The 21,871-nt window shown below is 43.4% G+C and carries 22 protein-coding genes; all 22 read left to right on the top strand.

The features are described 5' to 3' along the window. Positions 1–115: 115 nt before the first annotated feature. The 22 genes from RTR76_RS16340 (at position 116) to RTR76_RS16235 (ending at position 21,804) form a co-directional block, all read left to right on the top strand. Positions 116–1,255, top strand: a complete 1,140-nt coding sequence (locus RTR76_RS16340; protein ID WP_312522637.1) for an MGDG synthase family glycosyltransferase — start codon at positions 116–118, stop codon at positions 1,253–1,255. 80 nt (positions 1,256–1,335) lie between these two features. After that, positions 1,336–2,421, top strand: coding sequence for a DNA-processing protein DprA (gene dprA / locus RTR76_RS16335; protein ID WP_312522635.1), 1,086 nt, complete (start codon positions 1,336–1,338; stop codon positions 2,419–2,421). Continuing rightward, complete coding sequence (gene topA / locus RTR76_RS16330; RefSeq protein WP_312522633.1) at positions 2,418–4,589, top strand: type I DNA topoisomerase; 2,172 nt, start codon at positions 2,418–2,420, stop codon at positions 4,587–4,589. The genes dprA and topA overlap by 4 nt, the downstream gene beginning before the upstream one ends. After that, positions 4,582–5,901 (top strand): methylenetetrahydrofolate--tRNA-(uracil(54)-C(5))-methyltransferase (FADH(2)-oxidizing) TrmFO, encoded by a 1,320-nt coding sequence (gene trmFO, locus RTR76_RS16325; protein ID WP_312522631.1) that lies wholly within the window; start codon positions 4,582–4,584, stop codon positions 5,899–5,901. The genes topA and trmFO overlap by 8 nt, the downstream gene beginning before the upstream one ends. Before the next feature lie 63 nt (positions 5,902–5,964). Further along, a complete protein-coding gene (locus tag RTR76_RS16320) occupies positions 5,965–6,867 on the top strand; it encodes a tyrosine-type recombinase/integrase (RefSeq protein WP_312522630.1) in 903 nt (300 codons plus the stop codon). 12 nt (positions 6,868–6,879) lie between these two features. Further along, positions 6,880–7,410: an ATP-dependent protease subunit HslV gene (gene hslV, locus RTR76_RS16315; RefSeq protein ID WP_312522628.1), complete on the top strand. Its 531-nt coding sequence runs from the start codon at positions 6,880–6,882 to the stop codon at positions 7,408–7,410. 19 nt (positions 7,411–7,429) lie between these two features. Then, positions 7,430–8,815, top strand: coding sequence for an ATP-dependent protease ATPase subunit HslU (gene hslU / locus RTR76_RS16310; protein ID WP_312522625.1), 1,386 nt, complete (start codon positions 7,430–7,432; stop codon positions 8,813–8,815). 28 nt (positions 8,816–8,843) lie between these two features. Beyond that, entirely contained in the window at positions 8,844–9,620 is a 777-nt protein-coding gene (gene codY / locus RTR76_RS16305; protein WP_312522623.1) for a GTP-sensing pleiotropic transcriptional regulator CodY, read from the top strand. Positions 9,621–9,892: 272 nt separating this feature from the next. Continuing rightward, the gene (gene flgB / locus RTR76_RS16300) at positions 9,893–10,300 is read left to right on the top strand and encodes a flagellar basal body rod protein FlgB (RefSeq protein ID WP_312522621.1); all 408 of its coding nucleotides are present in this window, start codon (positions 9,893–9,895) and stop codon (positions 10,298–10,300) included. A 2-nt stretch (positions 10,301–10,302) separates the two neighbouring features. Further along, the gene (gene flgC, locus RTR76_RS16295) at positions 10,303–10,737 is read left to right on the top strand and encodes a flagellar basal body rod protein FlgC (protein WP_312522619.1); all 435 of its coding nucleotides are present in this window, start codon (positions 10,303–10,305) and stop codon (positions 10,735–10,737) included. A 12-nt stretch (positions 10,738–10,749) separates the two neighbouring features. Next, entirely contained in the window at positions 10,750–11,049 is a 300-nt protein-coding gene (fliE, locus tag RTR76_RS16290) for a flagellar hook-basal body complex protein FliE (RefSeq protein WP_312522616.1), read from the top strand. Between the two features lie 52 nt (positions 11,050–11,101). Beyond that, positions 11,102–12,646 (top strand): flagellar basal-body MS-ring/collar protein FliF, encoded by a 1,545-nt coding sequence (gene fliF, locus RTR76_RS16285; RefSeq protein ID WP_312522614.1) that lies wholly within the window; start codon positions 11,102–11,104, stop codon positions 12,644–12,646. A gap of 21 nt (positions 12,647–12,667) precedes the next feature. Then, positions 12,668–13,678, top strand: a complete 1,011-nt coding sequence (gene fliG / locus RTR76_RS16280) for a flagellar motor switch protein FliG (protein ID WP_312522612.1) — start codon at positions 12,668–12,670, stop codon at positions 13,676–13,678. After that, positions 13,671–14,438 (top strand): FliH/SctL family protein, encoded by a 768-nt coding sequence (locus RTR76_RS16275; protein ID WP_312522610.1) that lies wholly within the window; start codon positions 13,671–13,673, stop codon positions 14,436–14,438. The genes fliG and RTR76_RS16275 overlap by 8 nt, the downstream gene beginning before the upstream one ends. Beyond that, positions 14,435–15,754, top strand: coding sequence for a flagellar protein export ATPase FliI (fliI, locus tag RTR76_RS16270; RefSeq protein WP_312522608.1), 1,320 nt, complete (start codon positions 14,435–14,437; stop codon positions 15,752–15,754). The genes RTR76_RS16275 and fliI overlap by 4 nt, the downstream gene beginning before the upstream one ends. Positions 15,755–15,772: 18 nt before the next feature. Further along, complete coding sequence (fliJ, locus tag RTR76_RS16265; protein WP_312522607.1) at positions 15,773–16,216, top strand: flagellar export protein FliJ; 444 nt, start codon at positions 15,773–15,775, stop codon at positions 16,214–16,216. Between the two features lie 7 nt (positions 16,217–16,223). Further along, positions 16,224–16,742, top strand: coding sequence for a lytic transglycosylase domain-containing protein (locus RTR76_RS16260; RefSeq protein WP_312522605.1), 519 nt, complete (start codon positions 16,224–16,226; stop codon positions 16,740–16,742). 32 nt (positions 16,743–16,774) lie between these two features. Next, positions 16,775–17,395: a magnesium transporter MgtE N-terminal domain-containing protein gene (locus RTR76_RS16255; RefSeq protein WP_312522603.1), complete on the top strand. Its 621-nt coding sequence runs from the start codon at positions 16,775–16,777 to the stop codon at positions 17,393–17,395. A gap of 33 nt (positions 17,396–17,428) precedes the next feature. After that, positions 17,429–18,910 (top strand): flagellar hook-length control protein FliK, encoded by a 1,482-nt coding sequence (locus RTR76_RS16250; protein ID WP_312522601.1) that lies wholly within the window; start codon positions 17,429–17,431, stop codon positions 18,908–18,910. Between the two features lie 16 nt (positions 18,911–18,926). Continuing rightward, positions 18,927–19,337, top strand: a complete 411-nt coding sequence (gene flgD, locus RTR76_RS16245) for a flagellar hook assembly protein FlgD (RefSeq protein ID WP_312522599.1) — start codon at positions 18,927–18,929, stop codon at positions 19,335–19,337. Positions 19,338–19,346: 9 nt separating this feature from the next. Next, entirely contained in the window at positions 19,347–19,742 is a 396-nt protein-coding gene (locus tag RTR76_RS16240; RefSeq protein ID WP_312522597.1) for a TIGR02530 family flagellar biosynthesis protein, read from the top strand. 85 nt (positions 19,743–19,827) lie between these two features. Beyond that, on the top strand, positions 19,828–21,804 hold the full coding sequence (locus RTR76_RS16235; protein WP_312522595.1) for a flagellar hook-basal body complex protein: 1,977 nt from the start codon (positions 19,828–19,830) through the stop codon (positions 21,802–21,804). Positions 21,805–21,871: the final 67 nt, after the last annotated feature.

Here is a 21,871-nt window from a genome sequence, read left to right as displayed (position 1 = left end):
TATGAATAAAAAATTTTAAACTGTAGATTAATTGTGATACAATAATAGATGTTTTGTTACAATTCGCCTATTGTGATAAGAGGAAATCTTTGAAAGGCGAAAAGGAGGCATTTTTTTGCGACCGCCAAGAATTCTTTTTCTTACAGCACCAATAGGAGCAGGTCATACACGCGCTGCGCAAGCAGTGAATAAGGCAATGGGCAGGCTTTATCCCGGGTGTGAAATGCGTATTGCCAATATATTTGATTTCTTTCATCCAGCCATAGGGAAAACAATTTTGGGAATTTATTTAAAAATATTGAGTGTTGTACCCGGCCTTTATGGATCGATGTATGGTTGGGGAAATGACAGCCGGTGGGCATTACGGGCAAGAGAATTGATTAATTCCTATCTCGCCGAACGAATGAGACGTTTTATTATGGAATATAACCCAACCGCTATTGTCTGTACTCATGCTACACCGGCCGGGATTGCATCATGTCTGCGTAAAGAAGGCAGCATTGAGGCTCCTGTCCTGGCAGTAGTGACTGATTTTGTGGTCCACAAATTATGGGTATACCCGACTATTGACTATTATTATGTAGCAGGCCAGACTTTGCGGGATTATTTAAACACTAATGGGGTGCCTTACTGTAAATCGTTATCAACGGGTATTCCAGTTGATTCAGATTTCTTTTCTGAGAGTGTTGTTAGTCCTAATATGGGGTCTTCTCTCGGGTTGAATTCTGATATTCCCATTATATTGATTATGGGCGGTGGGGCAGGGGTACTACCGATGGAAGAAATTATTATGGCCTGTCAGAATATTGAGCAACCTATTCAAATTATCGCTGTTGCCGGTCATAATAAAGCGTTATTTAATCAACTGACTGCTCGGCAGCAGGAGTTTAAGCATTGTGTTCGTATCTTAGGATATGTGAATAATGTTCCCGAACTAATGGCAATGGCCCAGATCATTATATCAAAGCCTGGTGGTATGACTTCAGCTGAAGCTTTATGTGCGGGTGTTCCTATGATTATTTACAAACCGATTCCCGGTCAGGAAGAAGCCAATACCAGTTATTTGGTTGCACAGCAAGTTGCCGAGCAAGTAGATTCGCTTGAAGAGCTGCAGACTTCACTTAATCGTATCCTTAGTGAAACAACAGAAGAGCGCAGTATGCGACGGCAGCGTTCTTTGTTGCTTTCTCGACCTTCGGCAGCCGATGATATTGCCAGTCATATCTTAAAATTGACAGTAGACGGTCAGGCTTAGTCTTGACCGATCTTTTTTTGCCAGTTATAATACCAATAATTACAAAATCTGATTTGCTGTTCTAAAGTTTGGAGGCAGGAATGAAGAACATACATCTGGCAGCTCTGCATATGGTCCCTGGAGTGGGGCATGCCCGTATAAAAAGCTTAGTTGCGTATTTTGGCGATGCTGAGCAGGCATGGCTTGCGAGCAAGGATGATTTGCGTTTGTCAGGCTGTCTGGATGAGATGTTATGTAATAAAATTGTTATTTGCCGGGAAAAGATAGATGTAAGTAAATTATTGGAGAACTGGGAGAGAAAAGGAATCAGGATTGTCAGCTTAGGAGAGGCTGAATATCCTGCTTTACTGGCAAACACGTATAATCCGCCAGCAGTTCTTTATTACCGGGGCACATTACCTGTTAGTGATAAGCTTATCTCTATCGTCGGCTCAAGGCGTGCTACAGCTTATGGACGCAACGTATGTAAAATGTTAGCCAGCCAGCTGGCGGCTGCAGGGATAGGCGTTGTAAGCGGAGCGGCTAGAGGGATTGATTCAGCTGCACATAGTGGAGCACTCGAGGAAGGCTATACCATAGCCGTACTTGGCAATGGGGTTGATATTTGTTATCCTCCGGAGAACGCTCGTCTTTTTGAACAAATTGTAGAGAAGGGATCTCTTCTGTCTGAATATCCTCCGGGAACAAACCCTCAGCCTAAGCTGTTTCCCGCTCGCAATCGAATTATTAACGGACTTTCACGAGGCGTGCTTGTTGTGGAAGCCGCTGAGCGCAGTGGATCCCTGATTACTGCCGACTTTGCATTGGAAGAAGGAAGAGATGTTTTCGCCGTTCCTGGCAGTATTCTCTCCAAAACAAGCAAAGGAACGCATTATTTAATCAAGCAAGGTGCTAAATTAGTCGACTGTGCAGCGGATATTTTAGATGAATATGGCTGGGGTGGATTCCAGCGCGAATGTAAGCCGCAATTGTTATCTACTGAGGAGCAGTCAGTTTATCATGTTCTCCAAGCGGATAATCCCGTAGGGATCGACGAAATTGTTTCACAAACACAACTACCAGTTCCTACGGTTACTCATATATTATTGCAACTGGAATTACAAGATTTAGCAATTGGATATGGCGGGCAGCGATATATGCGGACCGCCAGGGAGGGAACCAGGTGAGCAAAACGCTCGTTGTAGTCGAGTCTCCAGCAAAAGCCAAAACAATAGAAAAGTTTTTAGGAAAAAACTATATTGTACGTGCTTCTATGGGACACTTACGTGATTTGCCCAAAAGTCAGTTTGGCGTTAATGTAGAGCAAGACTTTGAGCCCAAATATATTAATATTCGGGGCAAGGGAGATCTGATTAAAGCATTAAAGGAAGCTGCCAAAACTGCCGATAAAGTATTTCTTGCAACTGACCCTGACCGGGAAGGGGAGGCCATTGCATGGCATTTAGCACATATTCTTACTATTGACCCATCCCGTGCCTGTCGTATTGAATTTAATGAAATAACGAAGTCTGCTATTCAGAATGCGGTTAAACATCCCCGCCCTTTGGATATTTCCAAAATTGACGCTCAGCAGGGGCGGAGAATTTTGGATCGCATTGTAGGGTATAAATTAAGTCCGCTTCTTTGGCGGAAAGTGCGGAAGGGGTTAAGCGCAGGACGTGTTCAATCAGTAGCGGTAAGATTAATATGTGACCGTGAAAAAGAAATTCAGGCCTTTGTGCCGGAAGAGTATTGGACAGTTACGGCTAAGCTGCGAGAAAAGTTAAAAGCACCCGTTTTTGATGCAGAGTTAGTTACAATTGAAGGCCAAAAGGCGCAGATTGGAAATGAAGATCATGCTATGGTTATTAAAACTCACTTAGAAGAAAGTGAGTTTACTGTAACCGACGTAAAAAAACGAGAGCGGCGCCGCAATCCAATTCCGCCATTTACAACCAGCAGCCTTCAGCAGGATGCCTCGCGTAAGCTCGGGTTTACTTCGCGGAAAATTATGATGCTGGCGCAACAATTATATGAAGGCTTGGAAATTGGCAAGAGCGGACATATTGGCTTAATTACTTATATCCGTACGGACTCTAATCGGGTTTCTGAATCAGCGCAGAGTGAAGCGCGTTCATTTATTACTACAAAATATGGAGCCGAGTATTTGCCTGATAAGGCGCCTATATATACTTCAAAAAAAAATGCCCAAGATGCTCATGAAGCAATACGGCCAACTAGTGTGGAGTTGCCGCCGGAGAGCGTAATTGCTCATCTGTCTAAAGATCAGTATAAGTTATATTCACTTATCTGGGATCGTTTTATTGCCAGTCAAATGACGGCAGCGATTTATGATACATTAACTATTGAGATTAAGGCTGGTCAATATGGCTTACGGGCAACTGGCTCCCATCTTAAATTTGCTGGTTTTATGGCTGTTTATACAGAAAGCAAAGAAGGCGAGGAGCAAGATAAGGACGTTGATCTTCCTGAGCTTACTGCCGGTCAATCCCTCAAAACATATAAAATTCTGCCTAAACAGCATTTTACGCAGCCTCCACCGCGCTATACGGAAGCTTCGTTAGTGAAAATATTAGAAGAAAAGGGGATTGGACGCCCCAGTACCTATGCTCCTATTATTGATACAATTGTCACTCGCGGATACGTAGAGAAAATAGAGAAAAAATTTCAACCAACAGAACTTGGGTGCTTAGTCGTTGATCTTTTGAAGCAGTATTTTGAAAACATTGTTGACGTTGAGTTTACGGCTAATATGGAAGACCGCTTGGATGATGTAGCGGAAGGAGAAATACCGTATAAGCAAGTTCTGCGGGATTTCTATCAGCCCTTTGCCGAGACGCTAAGCCATGCCGAAGAGGAAATTGGTCAAGTCGAGCTTCCAGTGGAGGTTTCGGACGTGCAATGTGAAGCATGCGGCCGTTTTATGGTAGTGAAAAAGGGGCGTTATGGCAGTTTTCTGGCTTGCCCTGGATTTCCGGCATGTAGAAATACAAAGGCTATTGTCAAAGATACTGGGGTAACTTGCCCGAAATGCCAGGGTGCAATTATTGAGCGACGAACAAAACGTGGCAAAGTTTTTTATGGCTGCCAAAAATATCCTGAGTGCGACTACGTAACATGGGACACTCCGCTGAAAGAAGTGTGCCAGACTTGCGGGACATTCATGTTAAAACGAGGGTTTAAAAAGGGTGGAGCTGCAAGTGTATGTGGAAACCCGGCATGCCCGACGCAGGTAGAGAGCACTCCCAAAACAAGTAAAGCTCCCAAAGCGACGAAAACAACGAAAGCAACTAAAGCAGCAAAAACAGCAAAACGGAGGAATAAGAGTGGCTAAAGTTACAGTTATTGGTGCTGGACTTGCTGGTAGTGAGGCCGCATGGCAGATTGCCCAAAGAGGCATTGAAGTTGATTTATATGAGATGAGACCCAAAACGTCTACTCCGGCTCATCACAGCAATTTATTTGCAGAATTGGTTTGCAGTAACTCACTGCGCGCAGCTAATATAGAGAATGCAGTAGGCTTGTTAAAAGAAGAAATGCGGCAATTAAACTCTCTGGTGATGAAAGCTGCTGATTTAAATAGAGTGCCTGCAGGTGGAGCTCTAGCAGTAGATCGACAGGGATTTAGCCAATATATAACGGATGTGCTGAGTTCTCATCCCCTTGTTACCGTACATCATGAGGAAGTAGCTGCTATCCCTGATAGCGTTCCTGCAGTGATTGCCAGCGGACCGTTGACATCACCTGTACTTTCCGAAGCTATTGCAGAGCTGGCCGGGCATGATTATTTGTATTTTTATGATGCGGCTGCCCCCATTGTTGTAGGCGACTCATTGGATATGGATAAAATATATCGGGCTTCCCGTTATGGAAAAGGTGACGAAGATTATCTCAACTGCCCAATGACCCAAGCAGAATATGAACATTTCTGGCATGAATTGATTCATGCAGAGCGGACTGCCGTCAAAAACTTTGAAAAGGCAATTTTCTTTGAAGGCTGTATGCCGGTCGAAGAAATGGCATCCAGGGGAATTGATACCTTGCGATTTGGACCGTTAAAACCAGTCGGCTTGAAACATCCGGTGACAGGAGAAATCCCTCACGCTGTCATTCAGTTGCGGCAGGATAATTTTGCGGCAACATTGTATAATCTTGTCGGATTTCAAACCCACTTAAAATGGCCAGAACAAAAAAGAGTTTTTCAATTGATCCCAGGGCTGGAAAAAGCAGAGTTTGTCCGCTATGGTGTTATGCATCGGAACACATACATCAATTCACCGCGGATATTGCAGCCTACATTAGAAACGAATACCCGGACAGGGTTGTTTTTTGCAGGTCAAATCACTGGCGTTGAAGGTTATGTGGAATCAGCTGCTTCAGGTCTTGTCGCTGGAATTAACGCAGCTCGCCTAGCGGTGCAGCAAGGCCCGGTTGAATTTCCGGCCGACACTGCTCATGGCGCACTATGCCGGTATATTACGCAAGCATCACCAGATGGGTTTCAGCCAATGAATATCAATTTTGGTTTATTGCCACCATTGGAATATCGGGTAAAAGACAAAAAACAAAAGAACAGTATAATAGCCGAAAGGGCATTAAGTTCATTAAAAAAATTAATAGAAAAGTTAGACAATGGTATTGCGTAAACTGAATTGCTGTGCTACTATAGATTAATAATTTAGTCCATATTTCGACAAAAAATGGATGAAATGAATGATTTTAAGCATAACCTTGATCGTTTTGTCGTATATTTGCAAGTAGAGAAGCGGGCTTCCCGGTGTACGATTAACAACTACCGTTCTGATTTAGAGCGGTTTGTTGCTTTTGCCCAAGAACAGGGGGCAGGTGATGTACTGGTTTGCAATATTACACAATTGCTGATTAGGAACTATCTTACCACGATGCATGCAAAAGAATATTCCTATGCCACAATTAACCGTAGTCTTGCTGCAATGAGATCGTTTTTTTTGTTTCTTTGCAAGCAAACTGTGATTGATGCTAATCCATGTGAAAATCTGCACGCTCTAAAACGTAAAAAGACAGTAGTACCAGTTTTAACCTCCTATGAAATTTCCGATTTGTTAGGGTTACCTGACCAAAGTGATTTGGGCAGACGGGATTTGGCTGTGCTTGAATTATTGTATGCAACCGGAATTCGGGCAAGCGAATTAGTGAAGTTGGCAACAGTGGATTTAGACTGTTTTAATGGATGTGCTGTCATTTCTGACAGCGAAGGCGAAGAGCGCATTGTACCAATAGGCAACAGAGCTGTTCGGGCGCTGGAACAATACATAAGACAAAGTCGTCCGCAGTTATACCGCAACAACACTGGAACACCTCATGACTATGCTTTTGTAAACAGCAAAGGTGGCCCGTTAACTGACCGAAGTATTAGGCGCATACTCAGTAAATATGTTGATATGCTTGCTTTGGAACAGTCCGTTAGTCCCGCTACTATCCGTCAGACCTTTGCAGTACATATGCTGAATAACGGCGCTGATTTTTGCTCAGTACAGGAGATGTTGGGACAGTTAAGTTTGTCGCAAATGCTACCTTCAATAGAAAAAGAGCGAATCAGATCAGTCTACAAAAGCGCACATCCTCGTGCGTAGGAGGTGTTGTTCATGTTTCATGCTACAACGATTGTAGCTGTTCACCATCAAGGGAAAACAGCAATTGCCGGCGATGGCCAGGTAACCTTTGGTGGCAATACAATAATGAAGCACAATGCTAAAAAAGTACGGCGACTTTACCATGGCAAGGTTTTAGCTGGCTTTGCCGGATCGGTGGCAGACGCGTTTACGTTATTTGAGAAGTTTGAAAGTAAGTTGGAAGAGTTTAATGGCAATATGATGAGAGCTGCAGTAGAGCTTGCAAAGGATTGGCGGCTTGACCGCGTACTGCGCCGCTTGGAGGCATTACTTATTGTAACGGATGCTCAGCACTTGCTGATTATTTCCGGTAATGGTGAAGTAATTGAACCTGATGATGGTGTTACTGCTATTGGCTCAGGTGGTCCTTATGCGCTGGCGGCAGCCAGGGCGCTTGTGAAGCATTCTGATCTGCCTGCAGCAGAAATTGTGCGGCAGGCATTGGAAATTGCTGCTGATATTTGTGTCTATACCAATTCGCATATTACAGTAGAAGAATTATAATGGCGAGGAAGGTGTGACAATGGAATTAACTCCGAAACAAATTGTCGGTGAACTGAATAAATACATCGTTGGTCAACATCAGGCTAAAAAATCGGTAGCTGTCGCTTTGCGAAACCGCTGGCGGAGTAAACGCTTGCCTGCTGAGCTGCAAGATGAGGTTATTCCTAAAAATATTTTGATGATTGGGCCAACTGGTGTTGGTAAAACTGAGATTGCACGGCGTCTCGCGAAATTGGTTAATGCTCCATTTGTTAAAGTGGAAGCAACCAAGTTTACCGAAATTGGTTATATTGGACGCGATGTAGAGTCCATGGTCCGCGATTTGGTTGAGACGGCAATCCGCATGGTTAAAACAGAAAAAATGCTTGCTGTTAATGACAAAGCTTATGAATTGGCTAACGAGCGGATACTGGAATGCCTAAAACCTTTGCCGAAAAAAGATACTGTTCGCAATCCCTTTGAACTTTTATTTTCAAATGCTGTAACTGCACCTAAGGAGGAACAGGTTGAACCTCAACCGGCATTTGATGATGAACGGCAGCAATTAATGAAACAATTACAAAATGGCAGCCTGGATGATGAGTTGATTGAAATTGTAGTTGAAGATAATGCACAGCCCATGGCAGGGATGTTTGCGGGGTCAGGGGTCGAAGAAATCGGGGCGAATATCCAGGATATGCTGGGCAATCTGTTGCCGAAGAAGCAAAAGAAAAGAAAAGTGACTGTTGCCAATGCGCGCAAGATCTTTATTCAAGAGGAAGCGCAAAAGTTGATTGATATGGATGAGGTAATTGCCGCTGCCATAAAGCAAGCTGAAAACTACGGGATAATTTTTCTCGATGAAATAGACAAAATCGCCGGGCGCGGGAAGTCAAATGGCCCCGATGTTTCAAGGGAAGGGGTACAGCGAGACATACTGCCAATTGTGGAAGGCTCCACGGTAGTGACTAAGTATGGACCGGTAAAAACAGATCACGTTCTGTTCATAGCTGCAGGTGCATTTCATATCTCAAAACCGTCAGATTTGATACCGGAGCTGCAAGGCAGATTTCCTATTCGAGTAGAATTAACGAATTTGAGTAAAGAAGACTTTCGGCAAATTCTTACTGAGCCAGCTAATGCGTTAATCAAGCAGTACGTTAGCTTATTAGAAACTGAGAGTATAAAAATCAGCTTCACCGACGATGCTATTGATGAGCTAGCAGAAATTGCCTGTAAAGTAAATACTCAAACGGAAAATATCGGAGCCCGCAGGCTGCATACGATTTTAGAAAAGTTACTGGAAGATTTAGCTTTTGATGCTCCTGATTTAGAGGAAACGTCAATAGTGATTAATCGTGATTATGTAAAAACTAAACTTGACCACATCGTAGTTAATTTAGACTTAAGTCATTACATATTATAATGGAGTTTGAAAGGCAGGAGTGATTGTAGTGTTAGCTTTGTTAGAACGTACTCGAAAAATTAATAAGATACTGCAAAAATCGGAGAATGTCGAATATGGTGAAATTTCCCGTGTGTTAAGTACCGTAATGAGTGCCAACGTTTATATCGTTGGTAAAGAAGGTGCTGTACTGGGCTTTGCTCTTCTGGATGATTTTGAATGTGATTTAATGCGTGATAAAGTTTTGCAGCAGGGAATTTTCCCGGAGCGCTATGTAGACTGGCTGCTTAGAATCACAGAGACATCACCGAATCTGCGCTTAGACAGCGGTAAATGTGCTTTCCAGGAGGGTACGGCTTGTATTTTCCAGGATAAGTTCACGACAATTGTGCCTATTCATGGTGGTGGGCAGAGAATAGGAACGCTGCTTGTGGCAAAATTCCACGAAGAATTTACGGATGCTGATTTAATCCTTGCTGAATATGGCTCAACTGTAGTTGGCATGGAAATTTTGCGTGACCGCAGTGAAAAGATTGAAGAAGAAGCCCGTAAAAAAGCGACCGTTCAGGTTGCACTTGGAACATTGTCCTACTCTGAGTTGGAAGCTGTTATGCACATTCTTAATGAATTAGAAGGAAATGAAGGATTATTGGTGGCAAGTAAAATTGCTGACCGCGTGGGAATTACCCGCTCCGTAATCGTAAATGCGCTTCGCAAATTTGAGAGTGCCGGTGTAATTGAGTCTAAATCGCTGGGGATGAAGGGCACATATATTAAGGTATTAAATGAACGTTTACTTGATGAGTTGAAAAAACTAAAAAAATAACATTATTAACAAAAACAACCACTCGACTGGAGTGGTTGTTTTTGTTATCTTATTAGAAAGTATAACTTTCTGATTACGTGCATAAGAACGACATAGACTTCCGCCTGCGCCCTAAAGGGCTTGGTACAAGTCAAGTCTTTTCTAATACTTTTTATAAAAAGAAAAAATTTCTAAACATGCAAAAGTGGAGAGGAATTTGTAGTTTTTTGTAGAATGTAGCCTAAAGCTTTTCACACAGTATGTATTTTACAAAAATGCAGGGGGGGTTTTTCGTGATTCAGTCTATTATGGGGTCTTCGCAAGCTTATGTGCTGGAGAAAGCCCTTTCCGCCTCATCGCTACGGCAAAAAACAATCAGTAATAATATAGCCAATGTCAACACACCTAAATTTAAGCGCAGCGAAGTTCTATTTGAGGATGTTTTGCAGCAAAAAATGTTTGGTTCCCAGCTAGAATTAGCGAAAACAAACGAAAAGCATATTTCAACACAGTCGCAAGCTTTAGGTCCAACAATGCGTACGGTGACAGATAATTCTTTCCGTACTGATGGCAACAATGTAGATATTGATATTGAAATGGCAAATATGGCTAAAAACAGTATTTATTATGACGCTCTGGCTCAGCAGCTTAGCCGTTACTTTTCTACATTGAAATCTGCAATCAATGAAGGGAGACGTTGATTATGCGCATGTTTAGTGCTATTGATGCCGCTGCTTCAGGGCTAACTGCAGAAAGGCTGCGGATGGATGTAATTTCTAATAATATTGCCAATGTTAATACTACCCGTACCGCTGAAGGCGGCCCTTATCGCCGTCAATTGGTGGTGTTTCAACCGAGAGAGGGACAAGCTGGCTTTTCCCAGATTTTATCGCAACAAATGGAAGCTGGTAACGGCGTTCGTGTGGTAGGAATTGAAAAGGATAATTCTCCAACTCGCAATGTTTATGATCCTCATCACCCTGATGCCAATCAAGAGGGATATGTTGAAATGCCCAACATTAATATTGTTTCTGAGATGGTTGATATGATAACGGCCACTCGTGCTTATGAGGCTAATGTTACAGCAGTGAATACCGCTAAAAGTATGGCTATGAAAGCACTGGAAATTGGAAAATAGGAGGCTGGTTAAATGCGTATCGACCCAATTAAATTAACACCTGTTACTTTTAGTGGCGGCTTAGATAAGTCGTCAGAAGTAACTGAAAGTGGTAAACCGTTTTCGGAAATCTTCTCTGAAGCGCTGAACAATGTAAATAAATTGCAATCTAATGCAAAGGAAGCCTCTATTAAATTAGCGGCAGGCCAAATCGAAGATATTTCAGAAGTAATGATTGCTTCTGAAAAAGCTTCCGTTGCACTTCAATTAACAATGCAAGTACGGAATAAAGTGGTAGACGCTTACCAAGAAGTTATGCGTATGCAAGTGTAAATACGTTATTACATAATCAGTATGATTATTTGTAACTGAAAGGTTGGAGACCATGGCCGACTGGAAGGAACAGCTGCTGCGCGTATGGCAAAATGTTGGTAAAAAAGAAAGGTATATGATTCTTGGTTCGGCAATACTGCTTTTTGTGGCTTTGTTAACATGGAGCTATTTGTGGGGCGGACGTCCGGATTATGTACCCTTATTTACAAATATGGAAGCAAAAGATGCCGGCGAAGTTGTAGCTAAATTAAAAGAATTAAAAATTGATCATAAAATTGACACCAACGGCACAGCTATTTTAGTGTCGGCTAAAGATGTTCATCGGGTGAGACTGGAATTAGCCAGTCAAGGATTGCCGCGTGGATACAAAGGTTTTGAGATTTTTGATCAGAATAAGTTTGGTGTTACAGAATTTCAGAACAAAGTGTACTATTTGCAAGCGCTGCAAGGAGAACTGACTCGCACGATTGAGCAAATGGCGGAAGTTGAGAAGGCTCGTGTTCATATTGTTATGACAGAAGACAGTTTGTACAAGAAAAACGAAAAACCGGCAACTGCTTCTGTTATGCTGAAACTTCGTCCTCAGACACAGTTAACCAAAGAACAAGTAAAAGGGATCGTTAATCTCGTTGCCCATAGCGTACAAGGGCTAAAGCCTGAAAATGTCACGGTTGTCGATCAATTAGCACGTGTGCTTAATAATGATCAGTCCGATACTCCCCAAGCGGCTGGTGCTGCTACGGTAACGCAAATTGAACTTACCAAAAAAATGCAGGACGATATCCAGAAAAATGTTCAAACTCTTCTTGAACAAGTGTTAGGCCCAGGAAAAGCAGCGTCGAGAGTGAGTATTGAACTAAATTTTGATCAGCGCATGCTGGATCGACAAGTTTTTGAACCCGTTGTCGATGATAAAGGAATTGTCCGAAGTTCGCAGGAAGTGAATGAATCCTTTAAAGGAACATCTGCTGCTCCCGGTGGTACACCAGGGACGACTTCCAATATTCCCGGTTATGTTACTGCCAACGCGGGACAATCCAATTATGACAAAAAAGAAGTCACTCGCAATTATGAAATTAATGAGACAAAAGAAAAAGTAATTAGTTCACCCGGCTCGATAAGGCGTCTTACTGTTGCCGTTCTTGTTGACAATAATGTAACAAGAGCGCAGCAAGACAGTCTTACAAAAGTCGTAGCTTCTGCTGTAGGACTTAATCCTGCACGGGGGGATGTAATTTCAGTTGAAAGTATTCCATTTAGCACTGAAGTTGCTGATAAACAAAAAAGAGAAGAAGAACTTTACGAACAACAAGCTAAACAAAATATGTGGATGAAAATCGCGGCTGTTGTAGGTGCCGTAGTGTTGGTCTTATACCTAATTCGCGTCTTTGCGCGCCGTAAGCAGGAAGCGGAAGAAGAAGAGTCGCAAATTGCAGCTGCGCTTTCGACAATTGATGAGTTGGAAGAGCCGACTGAAAAAGAGCTTTCGCAACAAGAGAAGGAACGGGCGCAGCAGCGTGAAGTTATTGAGAAGTTGGCTAAATCCAGGCCTGATGATGCGGCCCAACTGATCAAAATGTGGTTGGCCGATGAATAATTACAGGGGAGGTGAGGTGCCGTGTACCAATCAAATGATTTAACGGGCAAACAGAAAGCGGCTATCTTGTTGATTTCCCTTGGCCCCGATATTTCTGCGCAGGTTTTTAAGCATTTAAAAGAAGAGGAAATAGAGAAGCTTACTCTTGAAATTGCCAACCAACGGAAGATACCGCAAGAGCAAAAAGATAAGGTTTTGTCTGAATTTCACCAGATGTGTATTGCTAAAGATTACATATCGTCCGGTGGTCTTGATTATGCTCGAGAAATTCTTGAGAAGGCCCTGGGGGCTGAAAAAGCAGTTCTCATTATTAACCGTCTGACGTCAAGCTTGCAAATCAGACCTTTTGATTTTGCGCGTAAAACCGATCCCGGTCAATTGTTGAACTTTATTCAAAATGAGCATCCTCAGACAATTGCTCTAATTATGGCCTATTTACAAGCTGAACAATCGGCAGCTATTTTATCTGCGCTGCCTCCTGACCGGCAGGTGGATGTCGCCAAACGCATTGCTACTATGGACAGGACATCGCCTGATGTGATTAAGGATGTTGAACGCATTCTTGAGCGCAAGCTTTCCTCGCTTGTTACGCAGGACTTTACAGCTGCGGGTGGTGTGGATTCCATTGTTGAAGTATTGAACAGAGTAGACAGAACAACTGAACGAACCATTATTGAAAATCTGGAAGTTCAGCATCCTGAACTTGCTGAAGAGATCAAGAAGCGGATGTTTGTATTCGAAGACATTGTGCTGCTTGATGACCGTTCGCTGCAACTGGTACTGCGAGAAATTGAATCAAAAGATCTTGCTCTTGCTCTTAAAGCTTCTTCAAGTGAGGTTGCCGAGAAAATATACCGTAATATGTCTAAGCGGGCTTCCGAGATGTTGCGCGAAGAAATTGAATATATGGGACCTGTCCGCATCCGTGATGTGGAAGAAGCACAGCAGAAAATTGTTAATGTAATACGTAAACTCGAAGAATCGGGTGAAATTATTGTTTCCCGTGGTAAAGGGGACGAGATCATTGCCTAGGATTATCAAAAGCATTGATATTAGTGATGCACCGATCGTTTGTATTGCGGTGCCGGTGCCTGCCTATGAAGAACAGGAAGTTTTGCTTGTTGGACCGATTGAACCACTCAATGAAATTGATCCTGTTGCAGTTCAAAAAGCGCAGGAGCTTCTTGCGACAGCACAGGAAGAAGCAGCAGCTTGTCTTGCGGCTGCAACCCAAACTGCTCAAATGCAGTGTGAGGAGGCCCATAAACAGGGTCATGCGCAAGGGTATGAAGAAGGGCAGCGGGAAGGGTATGAAAACGGTTATAAGGAAGGAATAGATGCTGCTGCACAGGAGATGCAAACAAAGCTTCAAAGTGCAATTGCCAAAGCTGAACAGATCCTGTCGATAGCTGAACAGCAAGCGAAGGATATTATTGTTGGCGCTGAGCGGCAAATCATTGATATTTCTATGGCTATGGTAAGTAAAATCCTGGCAAGAGAAGTAGAGGAAAATCCCATGGTTGTTTTACCGATCGTCACGGCAGCCCTAAAAAAAGTTCGTGATCAAGAACAAATTGAGATTCGTATCAATCCGGAGGAATATCATTTGCTACTGCAAGCTCGCAAGGACTTGCAAATGGTATTAGGACGCGAGCAGGCTCTGCAAATTGTTGCTGATCAAACGATTGCAGCAGGCGGCTGCATCATTGATACTGCCTACGGCAGTGTGGATGCGCGTATTGATACTCAGTTTGACACTCTGCGCAAAGCGCTGGCAGAAATAATACCATGAGTACAATTGATTTCAATAAATACCTGTCAGTGATTAACAGTACAGCCTCAATGAAGTTTAATGGTAAAATAACGCAAATCATTGGTTTGGTAATCGAATCGCAAGGCCCAAATGTTAATCTTGGAGAGCTTTGCTATATTTATCCTAGATCGGGACAGCAGCCTATTCCGGCAGAAGTTGTCGGGTTTCGCCAGGAAAGAGTGCTCTTAATGCCAATTGGTGAAATGCAGGGTATAGGACCGGGCTGTGATGTTGTAGCAGCACAGCAGACCTTAAAAGTGCCGGTGGGCATGCATTTACTGGGTAGAATTCTTGACGGACTGGGAAACCCGATAGATGGGCGAGGCCCGTTGTTAAGTAATTCTTCTTATCCTCTGCATGCAATGCCGCCACCACCACTTAGCCGTCGCCGCATCACAGATAAACTGTCAGTCGGTGTCAGGGCAATTGACAGCCTGCTTACCCTTGGCCGAGGGCAGCGTGTTGGTATAATGGCAGGCAGTGGGGTGGGAAAAAGTACTTTATTAGGAATGATTGCCCGTAATACCGAAGCAGACATCAGTGTGATTGCCTTAGTAGGAGAACGAGGCAGGGAAGTTCGTGAATTCATTGAGCGCGACTTGGGTGAAGAAGGGTTGAAAAGATCGGTAGTGGTAGTTGCTACTTCAGATCAACCGGCGTTAGTTCGCCTTAAGGGTGCCATGACAGCTACTTCGATTGCAGAGTATTTTCGCGATGAAGGCCTTGATGTGATGTTAATGATGGATTCGGTAACGCGTTTTGCCATGGCGCAGCGGGAAGTAGGATTAACAGTAGGTGAACCACCGGCTACCCGCGGATATACTCCATCAGTATTTGCCATGTTGCCTAAACTGTTAGAGCGTTCCGGAACAGGGGAGCAAGGGTCTATAACAGGGATTTATACTGTCTTAGTCGATGGTGATGATATGAATGAACCCATCGCCGATGCAGTGAGAGGGATTCTTGATGGACATATTGTTCTTTCCCGGAATTTGGCTGCACAAAATCATTATCCGGCAATTGATGTTTTAGCTAGCGTAAGCCGTGTCATGCTTGAAATTGTTGATGAAACCCATTGGCAGGCAGCACAGAAACTGCGCACTGTTCTAGCAACCTACCGCGAAGCGGAAGACCTGATTAACATTGGAGCATATGCAAAAGGCAGCAATGAAAACATTGACCAGGCTGTCAATTTGATTAGTGGAGCCAAGAGTTTTCTCCAGCAGCAAGTCTATGAAAAAACAACTCTTGAAGAAACGATACAGAGCTTACGGTCTGTTGTACAGGCCAAATGACAGGAGTTGGTCCGCTGAATGAAGCAGTTTAAGTTCCAATTGGAAGCATTGCTGCGTATGCGCCGGTTGCAGCAAGAGGAAGCGCAGATGCACTTTGCTCAGGCAACCAGTCGTCATCAAGCAGAAGTGATGCTTCTTGAGCGTCTGCAAAATGAGCGAAAAGCGCAATTACATGAATTCCGGGCTGAACAAGCAAAAAAGCAAACGATAGATACACTTAAGAATTATTATTTTTACATCGATAAACTAAATGTAACCATTACTATGCAGCATGAGCAAGTTGAAGCAGCTGAACAGTATCGGTGTACTTGTCTTGCTGCATTGGCAGAAGCAACGACTAAGCTTAAGCTGGTAGAAAAGCTTAGGGAGAAAAGATTAGCTGAATACAAAACAGAATTGTTACAACAAGAACAAAAAATGCTTGATGAACTTGGTATGCAAGTTTTCATGCGGAATTGTTAGGTGTGAAATGGATAGTATAAGCCGTGTCTTACAACGTATCGATGCAATTGAACAGCGTTTTAATAAGCCTGCAGTGACTGCCAGCGGTTTTTCTGCGCTACTGTCCAAGGCGGAGCAGGCTGATAAAGCACCATCTCAAGGAAACAGTACTACAAGTGAAATTGCCAAAATGGTACAGGTTGCCGCCCAAAAGTATGGTGTTGACCCTAAATTAGCGATTGCTGTTGCTAAAACCGAGTCAAACATGACAGCTGATGCCGTGTCATCGGCTGGTGCGGTAGGTGTTATGCAACTTATGCCGGAGACGGCACGGGCGATGGGCGTTCGCAATATTTATGACCCTCGCGAAAATATTGACGGTGGCGTGAAATATTTAAAACAAATGCTGACTACATTTAATGGCGACATTGAAAAATCAGTTGCAGCCTATAATGCCGGTCCCAGTGCTGTAACAAAATATGCCGGTGTACCGCCATATTCGGAAACGCAGGCCTATGTGGGGAAAGTACTCGCTTTATATAGTTAATAGGTTAAGTGAATACGAGTAAAGGAATTGCTATGGCTGAAAAAACAAAAAAAACAATACCTCCTATGCCAAAACAATCAACTCCGCTTCCAAAGCCGAAAGCCAGATTTAGTTTTCTAAAAGCAACGGTTATTTTATTAGCACTTCTGGTAATCGGATGTGCGGGCTTTGCGGCCGGAGTCTACTTGAATGTCATTGATGTAAATAAGCTGGCAGCGGATTGGAAATTGAATCAGTATCCGGTAATCGGCCGCTATTTTCCAGTGCCGCCCCAAACTAATTTCGAGACTGTAGAGCTAACCGATTCCGCTACTGAGCAGACTGTTGAACCTGCTCAGCCCACTCAGTCAGTTCCTGTAACGAAACCAGATATGGCTGTTCCACAGGAAACTCCGCTGACAAGTGAGGAAATGCAGAAACTAGAGAAAGCTAAACAACAGGAAGAGGCAAAACGGATAGGGAAAATGGCGCGACTATATGGTGCAATGAAGCCTGAAGAAGCTGTGCCAATCCTAAATCAACTTGCAGATCAGGAAATCATTACGATTTTTAGCAAAATGGAAGAAGAACAAGTGGCTAAGTTACTGGCGAACCTGGATAGTAACCGGGCGGCTAGATTGACGCAGGCTATGCTAAAAAGTAAGCCCCTATAATAAGGCTATTAGGCAGTGAAAGGAGGTGAAAAGATGACTGAAATAAATTTAGCTTTGCCACAAGCCGATATGACTCCTAATGCTGCATTACCAGCTAATGGTAAAACCTGCAAACCGTCTTCAGGAAAAAAAGGCGCTTCCTTTGGAGCAATTTTGGATTCTGCAGCAGATGCAGGAACGGAAACGGGCAAAGGAGATGGTAAGACGGCAGCCAATGATAATCTGGCTTTCTTAGCGCTTAACGGTATCGTTCTTGCTTCACTGCCAACAGTGGTGAATACGCAGGAACAAGCAATTGACGTTGATCAGGCTGCTAACCCGGCGACATTAAATTCAGCTGTTAATCCGGTTTCTATTGTTACTGCAAATCAAGAAGTAATTAGCAATGCAAGCGAAGTTAATGTGGCCACAGCCAGTGAAACTCCTGCAATTATTCCTGCTCACCAAGCAATTGCTGCACCGGATTTTTCGTATTTGAAGAATGATAATGCGGCTGTTCAGCAGACGGTAGTTAATCTTCCGGCAGCACCGGCTAATGCGCAAATAGTTCAGCCTGAACAAGCAGGTGTCCAGCCTGAGCCAGTAGGTAGCGCAGTAACTGTTACACCACAGCAAGCAGCTATTGTAAATGATTTGCTCCGTAACAATAATGAACAAACTACGGGGAATATTGCCGGTAATGATTTAACGGTGCTTTCCGTAAAAGCAAATCCTGTTGTTACAACTACGATAGTACAGACAATTAAAGATACTGATTCGTTTTCTAAAAAAGAAGGCGCAAAAAGTTCTGAACTGGATAACTCAATTCCTTTACCTGCAGAGAATAATCTTGAAACGGTTGTAACTCCTGTTGCAGCCAAAGAAGCAGTAAAACCAGGCAAGGAAGAGCAGCAAGAGACGTTTTCTCAAACAAACCAACCTGAGCGCAGTGCTGCTTTAACAGACAGTGATGTGACTGCTGATTATGCCAAGGTGGAAACAGGCGTAAATAGGCAGGTGATAGTTGGTGAGCACGTGCCTATTGCCAATTTTGCCAGGACGGTTGAAGGTTCGAGCCCGACAGCTAGCCAACTGACTGCTGGCGTACCTGAGGATCCTCATAATATTGCCGGGCAGATAGTCGAACAAGCGCGAATGATTAACCGGGTGAATAATTCTGAGATGATTGTTAAATTGAAACCTGAACATTTAGGGGAATTGACCTTAAAGGTAACGGTCGAAAATGGTGCTGTAAGTGCATCCTTCCACTCGAATAACTCAGAAGTAAGAACCATAATTGAAGCATCCTTGACTCAGTTAAAGCAAGAATTATCGACGCAGGGTTTGAAGGTCGAAAATGTTGGCGTTTATGCAGGACTAAATCAATCTTTCTCTAATGAACAGCAGCAGCAAGCTGCTCAGCAGCAACAAATAAAATTTAAAAATCGTAGACAAGAGGAAAGCTTTATCAATGCAATTGAAGCGGCAGCTGTTTTGCCGGCAACTTCAGATGCGGGCGTAGATTATCGTATATAAAAAAGGAGGCGTAATCATGAGCACAACAGTAACGAATAATGAACAAACGTTCAGAACTGCTACTAATACCAGTTCTAATAAAACAACAAGTAAGGCTAACGACGCTTTAGGCAAAGATGATTTTCTCAAAATGCTTGTCACTCAGCTGCGTTACCAGGATCCTCTCCAGCCAATGGAAGACAAGGAATTTATTGCTCAAATGGCGCAGTTTTCCAGTTTAGAGCAAATGCAGAATATGAATACTGCCATGATAACGACACAGGCGACGAACTTAATTGGCAAAGAAATTCATTGGATGAATGACCAAGGGAAAGAGCAAACCGGTGTAGTTACAGCAGTAACGACATACGAAGGTGTTTCTAAGCTAATAGTTGGTGATACTTCTGTTGGTATGGACAAAGTCTTCAAAGTCTCTATAAAAGCATAGGTGCCTGCTATGGGAGACAATCGAATTTATTACCCTCAGACACCCCTGATACAAACACCGCAGACGAATAAAAGTCCAGTAATAAAACCAAGCACTTCAGCTTCCAACTCAGGGATATCGTTTAATGAGATACTCGAAAAACAGCTGAATGGTGAAGTTAAATTCTCGCAGCACGCCCTTCAGCGTCTGCAAAGCCGTAATATTAAACTTGATCAAGCTGCTATGGATAAGCTGAATGGTGCTGTGGATAAAGCAGCCCAAAAAGGTGCGAAAGAGTCTTTGATATTGATGAATAATTTGGCTTTGGTTGTCAGCGTCAAAAACCGGACAGTGATCACTGCCATGGATGAGTCGAACATGAAAGATAGTGTTTTCACGAATATTGATAGTGCTGTAATTGTGTAAGGGCTGGACCTCTTGAGGAAGCCCAAGCCGCAGAATGACTGATGCGGTATAAAACTAAATTGAATTTGTAGGAGGTCAGTTTATTATGATGCGTTCCCTTTATGCCGGTGTTTCCGGCCTGCGTAACCATCAAACCCGGATGGATGTTATCGGTAATAATATTGCTAACGTAAATACTGTCGGCTTTAAAGGCAGCCGTGTTACTTTTCAGGATGTGTTGAGCCAATCCATGAAAGGGGCTTCAGCCGGTAATGGTACCAGAGGCGGTACAAATCCTATGCAGGTAGGCCTTGGCATGGGTGTTGCCAGTATTGATACTCTCTTTACTGATGGCAGTTTCCAGCCGACTGGTAAGCCAACAGATCTTTCCATTCAAGGTTCTGGCTTCTTCATCCTTACTGATGGGATGAATCAGATGTATACTCGTGCAGGTAATTTTGATTTTGACAATGAAGGCAATTACCTTGTACCGGGAACGGGCTACAAAGTAGCTGGTTGGGTAGCTGATGATTCCGGTGTTGTCAATGCTAACGGCCCTGTAACCGGTATTAAAATACCTGTGGGCGTAACAATGGCAGCCAAAGTCAGTACGCAGACAACAAGCGCGGGCAATTTGTCAGCTGATGATCCGGTGGGCACCATAGTTCAGGCACCGACTGAACTATATGATTCTCTGGGTATTGCCCATAAAATGAACACAACTTATTACAAAATTGATAATACAACCTGGTTGTCGAAAACAACTGTTGCTGATGGGGCTATTACAGCTGATACCCAGTGGCAGCAAATCTCTTTTAATACGAATGGCTCTTTTAAAGAGGCTGTTACAATTAATCCGCCTACAACCACCGCAACCACACTAAACATCCCTAATCTGAAAATGGATGCAACTCCCAATGCAGTTCATACAGCTAATCATACTGTTTTTGATGCAGATGGAACTCCACATGCTATATCCATGACGTTTACCACTAATGCTGCAGGCAATGGATGGACCTATAAAATTTCTGAATCGGGTGTTAAGAATCCGACTGTAGTTGAAGGTACAATGGACTGGGATTCTGCGTCAGGTTCATATGTTCAAACACCGCATACAACACCTGTTGTTCCATTCTCCAGCCCAATCGCTGTGAAAGCAGGTGAGACCACCTATAGCTTCACCTTTACTCCTAATGCTCCAGGCACGGCCTTTAATGCTTCCCTAAGTCAACAAACATATCACACTAATGCGGTTACGACCGGTTTGACGCTACCTGCTCTTCAGATGGATAGTGACCTTGCTTCTTCACAAACTACACCGGAAGTTACAGTTGTTGATGCTGACGGGAATGTGAATACTTTTTCAATAACATTTACACAAAATGGGACTGGATGGGATTATAACTATACGATCAATGGAACAGCTACAGCAACAATGGGATCCGTTACATGGGATACTGCTACTTCAACCTATGCGGGCTTGCCAACAACCGTGTCGGTCGGAACTCCGCCAATAGCTTATGCTCTTGCAACTACTAATCCAGTAGCTCCTGCAAGCAATCCGACCACATCCCTTTCGACTACGTCTAGTCAAGCGACACTTGATAACTTCGATATAACTCCGACAACCGGAGCTACTCCGATGTCCATCAAAGCTAACCTAAATTCTATAACTTCTTATGCTGGTGAATCAACGGTGCAAGTGGAAAAAGATGGTTACGGCGCTGGTACGCTTGATTCCAAATATATCGATACTACTGGTGTTATTGTGGGTAACTTTACGAATGGTCAGAGTAAAGTTCTTGGACAGGTTGCATTAGCTACTTTTAACAATCCTTCCGGATTAAATAAAGTAGGTGATAACCTATTTGGTAAGTCGGTTAACTCGGGTGAGGCAAAGGTGGGCACATCCGGTTCCGGCGGCAGAGGAACATTTAATCCTGGTAATCTGGAAATGTCGAATGTTGATCTGGCCCAGGAATTCAGCAATATGATTATTACTCAGCGTGGCTTCCAGGCCAACTCTAAAATCATTACAACAACAGACCAAATGTTAGAAGAATTGGCTAACCTCAAACGTTAATTTACTAAGGAGGAGGGGGAGTAGCATCCCCCCTCATCCGATTTTATGGAGGCTGTAGAATGATTAA

Origin of the sequence: Anaerospora sp. (genome assembly GCF_032013335.1) — a bacterium.
Classification (GTDB): Bacteria; Bacillota; Negativicutes; order Sporomusales; family DSM-15969; genus Anaerospora.
The sequence above is the reverse complement of the archived record's forward strand: the minus strand, read 5'-3'. Positions and strand labels throughout refer to the sequence as shown.